Origin of the sequence: Plesiomonas sp. (genome assembly GCF_051650925.1) — a bacterium.
GTDB lineage: Bacteria > Pseudomonadota > Gammaproteobacteria > Enterobacterales > CAMTGL01 > Plesiomonas.
Genome location: NZ_JBOFRH010000325.1, coordinates 1 through 8,123 on the forward strand (window position 1 = coordinate 1; position 8,123 = coordinate 8,123).

Below are 8,123 nucleotides of genomic sequence, written 5' to 3' on the forward strand. Positions count from 1 at the left end.
CCACCAATGATTAAACCGGCCAGTGTGTAAGCACTGATCCGGCCTATATTGTAGAGCAAAAGTGCACTGATTTTTCGAGTTAGAGAGTGATTTTCAGGCAGTGCAAATGTCAGCGCTGCCGCCACGCCGCCACACATCCCCATGCAATGCCCTGCGCCAGCAAGCCCAACTAACATAGCCCCTGCAGCATCAAAAACTATCATGGTTAGCCTGATTAGGGTGTGGGTGCTGAACTTTAGAGTCTTTTTGTTGAGTGGTTTTCTGTTTATCGAGTGGCTGTGTAATGCTCTGTTTTTCCGCTAAATTGGCAGAGCTGTCTTCTTCAAATAAAATTTGCATTCCCTGACGATTAAGATCTTCAAATTGCTCTGATTTTACCGCCCATAAAAAGATCAGTACGGCGACCAGTACAAACAGCATCGCTATCGGTACAAGAATATAGATGATATCCATCAGTTACCTCGTTAGCCGTAAAGAGTTTACGACAACAATCAAAGAGCTAGCCGACATACCGATGGCCGCAATATAAGGGGGAAGCATGCCGCTGATTGCTAAAGGCAGAATGACTAAATTATACCCTAATGCCCATGCTAAATTTTCACGGATAATTTTACGGGTACGTTTAGCCAGTTCGATAGCAAAGGGGATTTTGGACAGATTATCAGATAATAGCACTACATCGGCAGCATTTTTAGCCAGTTCCGTTCCGCCACCCATGGCCACTGAAATATGGGCACCAGCCAGTACGGGCGCATCATTTACGCCATCACCAATCATCATCACAACATTGCCTTGCTGCTGCTTTTTTTGCAAATAATGCAGTTTTTCTGCCGGCGATAGACCTTTAGCACAGTGATCTATAGACAACTGTTGTGCAACGTTATCTGCTGCTGTTGAAGGATCACCGGTCAGTACATGAACATGAATACGATGGTGGTGTAAGTGCGAAAGACAGCTTTTAGCTGTTGCTCTAATGGGATCTTGCAGCCAAAAACAGGCGATGACTTGCTGGCTGTTAGCCAGATAAATAGGCAGATCGCCGTGTTTGGTGTGCATGATATTGTTTGTTATTTCTACACTGGCGGGGAATTCAGTGTATTGTTCAATAAATGCTCGGTGCCCAATTCGGTAGGTCTCTCCGTTGATAACGCCGCTCAGCCCATTTCCGGTGAATGTTTTAATCTGATTAGCCGTGAGAGAGTCGTGTACATCACTGCCAGTCTCAGTGGTTTTTATCATTGCCCGTTGAAAGAGCCGTGCTATAGGGTGGGCACTGTGTGCTTCGAGTGCCGCAGCATATGCAAAAGCACGTTCTTCGGTCCAATAATCATTGTTATGTAGTGATAGAGCCGAGTCTGAACTCACTGACGTTAACGTACTACCCTCTAATAGGGATGTTTTTTCTGTGAGTGGATAGAGCGTTGTTTCGACACACACCATATTGCCTTCAGTCAGCGTACCTGTTTTATCCATTGCCACGCAGTTAACTTGGCATAGTGTTTCGAGTACATGACTTTTACGGATTAACAGCCCATTCTGGCTCATGCGTGAAATAACACAGGTGACGGCAGTTGGCGTTGCTAATGCTAAAGCACATGGGCAAGTAGCGACCAGCACGGAAAGCGTTACCCAAAATGCTTTTTCTGGTTGATACAGATGCCAACCAAACCAAGTTAGTCCAGCAATCAGCAAGAGTGCCCAGACAAAATAGCGCGCAATCTGATCGGCGAGTAAAACGATGGCAGGTTTGGTTTGTAAGGCCTGATCTTGTAACCGTAGAATTGCAGCAATCAGGCTGTCAGGCCCTGTGTGTGTCACTTGTGCAAGTAAATTACCTTCACCGTTAATCGTGCCTGTATAGATACAATCTTGCGGGTGTTTAGTCACCGGTAGGTGTTCGCCGGTTAACATTGATTCATTAATATCACTGCTGCCAGAGACGATTTTTGCATCGGCTGGTATCGGTTCACCGGGGCGAATAATAATAATATCATTCGGTTGCAGGCTTTTGGCTGCCACCTGTTCACCAGACTCCAGCGTAGCTATCGTGGGAATAAACTTGAGTAAGTTGCTGGTGGCTTCAGTGGCAATCCGGCGAACCCGCATTTCAAGAAAACGGCCAAGCAGCAGAAAAAAAGCAAACATGGTGATTGACTCAAAATAGACCTCACCTTTGTCTGCAACTGTTGCGTATGCACTAGCAATATAAGCACCAATAAGTGCAAATGAGACAGGTACATCCATATTCAGTGTGCGGGCTTTTAAACTGCGCCATGCGCTGTAATAAAATGGAAGAGAAGAGTATAAAATCACCGGCGTTGACATGATCAGGCTCACCCAGCGGAAATACCACCGTTGAGTTGCATCAAGATCACTGAATATTTCTAGATACAGAGCGACTGCTACCATCATGACCTGCATGCTGGCTAAGCCTGCAACACCAAGTTTGCGTAAATAGCTGTTCATTGCATTACGGTACTGCTGCTCGTGTTGTGCAATTTCAAACGGTGCGGCCTGATAACCCAGTTGCTGCAATGACAGTAGCAGTGTACTTAATTTAACGCGCTCATTATCCCATTTTAAACGCGCTCTTTGCGCTGTAGCGTTTACCTGTATCTGGCTGACACCAGCAATTTTGCTCAAGTGTTTTTCAATTAGCCATGCACAGGCCGCACAAGTGACATTATCCAGTGATAAACTGACATCAGACATCCCTTCGTGCTGATGCACAAACTCTGCTTGTACCTCATCAATATCGTAGTGCTGTAATGCACTTAATTCCGCAGGGATCAGATCGGCTTTTTCAGCAGTGGCGGTACGGTATTGGTAATACGATGTTAGGCCGCTATCGACAATAGTCTGTGCGACGGCCTGACATCCGGGGCAGCACATAGGCTGTGGTTGATCAAAAATGACCACCGAAAAATGGGTTCCGTCCGGAACTGTGTCACCGCAATGGTAGCAAGCGCGTATGATATTCATTTTATCGACATCCAGTAATACGCAGACATGATCATGTATTTAGGGCTCAGCACAGAAAAGGGTTATCGATGCCCGTAAACTGTAAATGCATCATCACTCGGAAGCTGGATTTGTGTTTGTAGTCGCCATACGGCATTAAAAGGTTCGACACTGACTTGCCATTTACCCTGGATCGCCGAGGGTAGTGTAAAACGATAAGTCCCGCTGTAATCAGCGTTAATCATCAAACGTAGATCTTTATCTTGCAGAGTAGGGTGGTAAAAGTAGATTTTCAGGGCGGGGTAGTCAGATAAATTGCCTTTATTGAGCGTAAGTGCAGCTTGTGTTCCGGTAATACGCAATGCAGCCTGAACACCAGCATCATTTGCAGCTTGCAAACGGCTAATATCTTCGTTAATAGCTTTACCCTTATTGTAATAGTCATCCACGACCAGGCTATCTTGTGTATCTATGGCCAGTGTTAAGGTGTAAAAACTGGCGACAACCGCAATCACCGGTAAAATAATTAAAAACCAAGGCCAGAACTGCTTATACCAGACTTGTTGAGTCATACTTCACATCCATATTTAATGTATGACGTTGTGTTATGCGTCCACATTAACTCTTGTTATAGGTTTATGTTCTATGTTGCCTACCGTAGCACAGTATTTTCACTTTTAAGATACTTTTAAAGCAATATGTCTCATCGTATTTTGTGGTGTGAACCAGTACTTTTCTCGTTGTTTTTTATTATAAGGAATGAGGGCACGGGGGATTAACTTACCCGTGCCCTACATTGTATTACGGAACGTTATCATGGTTTAACGTTCTGCTGTTACCAGCCATTAATCATAAGTATTACGGTTTCTCTTCAGCCGTTGTATTGGTTGGAGTACCGTTATTACCGTGGCTAAGGCTGTATACATAGGCAGCCAGTAGGTGGACTTTTTTATCCCCTAAAATCTGTTGCCATGCTGGCATGACACCATTGCGGCCATATTTGACAGTCTCTTCTACTGCCGCACGGCTACCGCCGTATAACCAAATTTGATCGGTCAGATTTGGTGCTCCGACAGCAGGGTTTCCTTTACCATCAGGCCCATGACAAGCAGCACATAAAACGAAACGTTTTTTACCTGCTTCAGCTTCACGCGGGTCGACTTTTCGGCCTGATAAACTCAGTGCATAACTGACAACTTCACGCACACCATCAGGGCCTAATGTTTCTAACCATGCAGGCATGGCACCTTGGCGGCCATGTAAAATCGTGGTTTTGATAACTTCAGGTTCACCGCCATAAAGCCAGTCATTGTCTGTCAGGTTAGGGAAACCTTTTTGCCCACGGGCATCAGAGCCATGGCACAGTGCACAGTTTTGTAAAAACAGTGCTCGCCCGACTTTTAATGCTTTAGGGTCGGCGGCTACTTCAGTAATAGGGCGAAAGGTTTTACCATCTGCTTTATCAGCAAGTTGTTTAAACGTTTCACCATACAACTTATCAGCATGGATTTTTTCTTGATCATACTGAATATACTGACCGCTTTTTTCTGCATCTACACTGGCTGTTGTTGATTCTTGCAGGGATAACACATTTTTATTGGCGCTGTGCCAATTGAGTAGATTTCCCCAAGAGCCCAAACCCGGATAGAGCACAAGATAACCGAGCGCAAACACGATGGTCATCCAGAACATATAACGCCACCACTTTGGCAGTGGGTTATTGATCTCTTTGATACCATCGTAAGTGTGGCCCATATCGGCACCTTCATCGACGCCGGTTTTATCTTTCGTACACCATCGCAACAGTAGAGCGCAGCCAAGAATACTGCCAAGGGTGATGATGGTAATCCAAAGGGTCCAAAATAGACTCATTCTTGCTTACTCCCTGCCTGCGACACGGATTGCTGTGGTTCTTCATCAGCAAAAACCAGATTCGCCGCTTCCTCAAACCGAGCATGACGCTTTTTGCTGTAAGCCCAGAATATAATCCCAAGGAAACTGACAAAAACGGTTACGGTGTAGATGCTATGGATAACGCCAAAATTCATTGTCAGCTCCTACTGCTTCATCGCTAAGCCAAGAGATTGTAAATAGGCGATCAGCGCATCCATTTCCGTTTTCCCTTTGACATCAGCCGGTGCAGATGCAATTTGCGCATCGGTATAGGGAACACCAAAGTTATCGCGAAAGAGCGCCAGTTTTTTACCGGTTAATTCGCCGGTTAATACATTCTCTTCCAGCCATGGGAATGCCGGCATGTTGGATTCTGGTACAACAGCGCGCGGATCAAGCAAATGTTCACGATGCCATGTATCAGAATAACGCCCCCCGACACGTGCTAGATCAGGCCCAGTACGCTTCGACCCCCATAAAAATGGATGCTCCCACACTGACTCTCCGGCTACCGAATAGTGCCCGTAACGCTCGGTTTCTGCCCGCAATGGTCGGATCATCTGGCTATGGCAGACATGGCAACCTTCACGAATGTAGATATCCCGACCTTCCATTTGCAGTGCGGTATAGGGCTTTAAATCAGAAACCGGTTGGGTGGTCTCTTTTTGGAACATCAGCGGAACTATCTCCACTAATCCACCGAGGCTGATAGCAATAACGATCAGAATCGCTAGCAGACCGATATTTTTTTCAATGATCTCATGGCGGTTGCCTTGATTGCTCATGACTATCTTCCCTGTTAGGCCGGCTCAGAGGCTGATTCGGTGGCTTCATGCGCTTCGTTATCGGCAGTAATTGTTTTATATGTGTTGTATGCCATGATGAACATACCAGTCACGATAAACAGGCCGCCGACAAAACGAATAAAGTAGAACGGATAAGAGGCTTGTAACCCTTCAACGAAAGAGTAGGTTAATGTGCCATCAGCGTTAACCGCACGCCACATCAGACCCTGCATCACACCCGAGATCCACATCGCAACGATATACAATACTGTTCCAATAGTGGCTAACCAGAAATGCACATTAATCAGGCGTACGCTGTACATCTGTTCTTTATGGAAAAGAATAGGAATCAAATGATACAGCGAGCCAATTGTGACCATAGCAACCCAGCCGAGCGCACCAGAGTGCACGTGGCCGATAGTCCAGTCTGTGTAGTGTGATAAGGCATTGACCGTTTTAATGGCCATCATCGGGCCTTCAAACGTTGACATACCATAAAATGAGAGTGAAACAACAAGGAAGCGGATAATCGGATCATCGCGCAGTTTATGCCATGCACCTGACAGCGTCATGATGCCGTTGATCATGCCACCCCAAGACGGAACAAACAGGATGACTGACATCACCATACCTAAAGATTGTGTCCAATCTGGCAGTGCGGTGTAGTGCAGGTGGTGTGGCCCCGCCCAGATGTAGAGGGAGATCAGTGCCCAAAAGTGCACAATGGATAAACGATAGGAGTAAACCGGCCGGCCAGCTTGTTTGGGTACAAAGTAATACATCATGCCTAAGAAACCGGCAGTCAGCAGAAAACCTACGGCATTGTGTCCGTACCACCACTGCACCATCGCATCAACAGCACCGGAATAGAGTGAGTATGATTTAGTGAGCGTAAGCGGTACAGCCATGCTGTTTACAATGTGTAATACAGCAACGGTAATAATAAAGGCCCCAAAAAACCAGTTTGCTACATAAATGTGCGAGGTTTTGCGTTTGGCTATTGTACCAAAAAAGCAGATAGCGTAAGCGATCCAGACTATCGTAATTAAGATATCGATAGGCCACTCTAACTCTGCGTACTCTTTTGAGGTGGTGTAGCCCAGCGGCAGCGAAATTGCTGCACTGACAATCACCAGTTGCCAACCCCAAAAAACAAACTGCGCCAGTTTCGGGCTAAAAAGAACCGTTTGTGTGGTGCGTTGTACAACATAAAAAGAGGTTGTCATAAGTGCCGATGTACCGAAGGCAAAAATGACAGCATTGGTATGCAGTGGGCGTAAATGGCTATAGGTTAGCCACGGGGTTTCGAAATTGAGTTGGGGCCAAATAAGCTGTGCTGCAATTAATACACCTACAGACATACCCACAATACCCCAGACAATTGTCATCAGGGCGAATTGGCGCACGACTGTATAGTTGTAGGTTTGCTCAAGCGTATTCATCTGTTGAGTCATGATGACGTGCTTCCGCTGTTGTCGCTGTCAACTACACTAATGTTTCCCTGTGCAGGAACATCTCTCTTTTATATGCCATGTACTTTTGCTAATTGCTTTAAAACGTGGCATTTTTCGATTCTGATTCTACTTTAGCTGCCGGTAAAGCGCAGCAAAAAAAACACACATTTGTTACGGTGAAATAACAATTTTGTGTGTCTTGTAACGCTGACTTTTGGTTTTGTGTGAAATTTGTGCGGTAACAGACAAAGAGAGAGGGCCTTGTGGCGGCAGAAAAATTAACCCGTGCGCGTTTTATCCAAATTGTACTGGTAATGATCTTTTTTCTTGGATTATTTGTGTGGCGAACATTTGATCATCCGGCAGGAAAAAACGTGACACCTGCACCAGTGCAGTGCTCTTTGAATGCAGGGGAGTGCTTGTTGGAGGAAAACACGACTTTAGCGAAGACGGATAAGGTTGATATCGCTAAGGTGGTATTGACTCCGTTGCCACCGAAAGCTGAACACTCGTTACAATTGGTAATCACGGGGGTTGCTAAAGATACCATGATATCTGCCCGTGTAGAGGGAAGGGATATGTTTATGGGAGAAATCCCGGTGCTGTTTTCGTTTAAAAATGGCCGTTGGATAGGTGATTTTACGGTGGGGTCGTGCACCAGTAAGCAGATGGTGTGGCTGGTCAATATTATGCAAAATGATAAGCTATCAACAGTCTCTTTTACCGTGACAAAAGCATAGCTAAAATCTAACTAAAACAAAGAGTAATAAAAAATAAAAGTGTGGTTTGCATATTGTGTGGCAGGCCGCCAACCATTGTTGATATTCAAGGAAGGAATAATCAATGAGTACCCCTAAAGAGAGTGAACAACAAAGTATTGCTATATCAGAAATGGTTATTCAGCCGGTAAATATTAAAGTGAGAGGATATCATCTTGATGTTTATCAGCATGTTAATAATGCAAGATATTTAGAATTTTTAGAAGAGGCACGTTGGCAGTGGCTTGAAGAGAGCGGTGATCTTGCATGGT

10 protein-coding genes are annotated in these 8,123 nt (G+C 45.3%); 2 read left to right on the forward strand and 8 right to left on the reverse strand.

What is annotated here, in order from left to right; genetic code table 11:
* The 8 genes from ACRC27_RS07585 to ccoN all read right to left on the reverse strand — a co-directional run.
* Nucleotides 1–203: urease accessory protein UreH domain-containing protein (locus tag ACRC27_RS07585; protein ID WP_438639568.1), on the reverse strand; the 203-nt coding region annotated here is incomplete at its 3' end.
* Nucleotides 190–453 carry a cbb3-type cytochrome oxidase assembly protein CcoS gene (gene ccoS, locus ACRC27_RS07590; RefSeq protein WP_438630554.1) on the reverse strand — a complete coding sequence of 88 codons (264 nt, stop codon included), beginning with the start codon at nucleotides 451–453 and terminating at the stop codon, nucleotides 190–192. The genes ACRC27_RS07585 and ccoS, both read right to left, overlap by 14 nt.
* Nucleotides 454–456: 3 nt before the next feature.
* Entirely contained in the window at nucleotides 457–2,982 is a 2,526-nt protein-coding gene (locus tag ACRC27_RS07595) for a heavy metal translocating P-type ATPase (RefSeq protein WP_438639569.1), read from the reverse strand.
* Between the two features lie 62 nt (nucleotides 2,983–3,044).
* A complete protein-coding gene (locus ACRC27_RS07600; RefSeq protein ID WP_438621831.1) occupies nucleotides 3,045–3,533 on the reverse strand; it encodes a FixH family protein in 489 nt (162 codons plus the stop codon).
* Between the two features lie 286 nt (nucleotides 3,534–3,819).
* Nucleotides 3,820–4,833 carry a cytochrome-c oxidase, cbb3-type subunit III gene (gene ccoP / locus ACRC27_RS07605; protein ID WP_438621832.1) on the reverse strand — a complete coding sequence of 338 codons (1,014 nt, stop codon included), beginning with the start codon at nucleotides 4,831–4,833 and terminating at the stop codon, nucleotides 3,820–3,822.
* Complete coding sequence (locus tag ACRC27_RS07610) at nucleotides 4,830–5,009, reverse strand: cbb3-type cytochrome oxidase subunit 3 (protein WP_438621833.1); 180 nt, start codon at nucleotides 5,007–5,009, stop codon at nucleotides 4,830–4,832. Before ACRC27_RS07610 ends, ccoP begins: the two co-directional genes overlap by 4 nt.
* Before the next feature lie 9 nt (nucleotides 5,010–5,018).
* Nucleotides 5,019–5,639 carry a cytochrome-c oxidase, cbb3-type subunit II gene (gene ccoO / locus ACRC27_RS07615; protein ID WP_438630066.1) on the reverse strand — a complete coding sequence of 207 codons (621 nt, stop codon included), beginning with the start codon at nucleotides 5,637–5,639 and terminating at the stop codon, nucleotides 5,019–5,021.
* A 14-nt stretch (nucleotides 5,640–5,653) separates the two neighbouring features.
* Complete coding sequence (ccoN, locus tag ACRC27_RS07620) at nucleotides 5,654–7,093, reverse strand: cytochrome-c oxidase, cbb3-type subunit I (RefSeq protein WP_438621835.1); 1,440 nt, start codon at nucleotides 7,091–7,093, stop codon at nucleotides 5,654–5,656.
* A gap of 263 nt (nucleotides 7,094–7,356) precedes the next feature.
* On the opposite strand from ccoN, the gene ACRC27_RS07625 reads away from it, so the two are divergent.
* Together ACRC27_RS07625 and ACRC27_RS07630 are read left to right on the forward strand one after the other, a co-directional pair.
* On the forward strand, nucleotides 7,357–7,833 hold the full coding sequence (locus ACRC27_RS07625; RefSeq protein ID WP_438621836.1) for a hypothetical protein: 477 nt from the start codon (nucleotides 7,357–7,359) through the stop codon (nucleotides 7,831–7,833).
* 151 nt (nucleotides 7,834–7,984) lie between these two features.
* Nucleotides 7,985–8,123: acyl-CoA thioesterase (locus ACRC27_RS07630; RefSeq protein WP_438639570.1), on the forward strand; the 139-nt coding region annotated here is incomplete at its 3' end.